Source organism: Psychrobacter sp. HII-4, assembly GCF_904846595.1.
Lineage (GTDB): Bacteria > Pseudomonadota > Gammaproteobacteria > Pseudomonadales > Moraxellaceae > Psychrobacter > Psychrobacter celer.
The window spans coordinates 1-690 of the sequence record NZ_CAJHBJ010000109.1 but is presented as its reverse complement, the minus strand read 5'-3'; the positions used below and the strand labels follow the sequence as shown (position 1 = coordinate 690).

Annotated in this window: 2 protein-coding genes; both read left to right on the top strand. The window is 46.1% G+C overall.

Translation table 11 applies throughout. The features are described 5' to 3' along the window. Nucleotides 1-351, top strand: a 351-nt coding sequence (locus tag JMX98_RS13970) for a winged helix-turn-helix domain-containing protein (RefSeq protein WP_201587442.1), incomplete at its 5' end; no start/stop codon positions are given. 29 nt (nt 352-380) lie between these two features. Next, on the top strand, nt 381-690 hold a 310-nt coding region (locus tag JMX98_RS13965), incomplete at its 3' end, for a transposase (protein ID WP_201587439.1).

Sequence of the window (690 nt, the reverse complement as noted above, 5' to 3'; positions counted from 1 at the left end):
AAAGACCTCTGCATACATCCTGAAACTGCCAGACGGACATTGAAGCGATATTATGAACGAGGACTTGAAAGTCTCTACGATCGTCATCGTCGAGGTCGTCACAGCAAATTGGCAGAAGCAGACATAGCCGCTTTTAAAGCCATGATAGTCTCTGAACAAGAAAAGCGCGCTGGCGGTCGTCTAACCGGCAAAGACATTCAGCAATTGGCTAAAGAACACTACAACGCTCACTACACCGTTAACGGTATCTACGAGCTACTCAAGCGTATTGATATGAGTTGGATAAGTGCTCGTAGTCAGCATCCAAAAGCCGACATACAAGCTCAAGACGCTTTTAAAAAAACTTTATAGCACAGGTTAAGGCGTCACTGCCTACTGATGTGAGCCTAGATCAAGTGGACATCTGGTTTCAAGATGAAACTCGAATAGGACAACAAGGCTCATTGACCAGAGTTTGGCATTACCGCGGTGGGCGACCTCGACTGATCAAGCAGCAACAGTTTCATTCCGCTTATCTGTTTGGTGCCTTTTGTCCAGCGACAAAGAAAGCGGTCGGCTTAGTACTGCCTTTCGTTAATAAACACACCATGTTATTGCATATGCAAGAGATTAGTAAAGCCGTTCCAAAAGGACGTCATGCGGTGGTGGTGATGGATGGCGCATTATGGCATCAACCAAGCTTGAATCAGG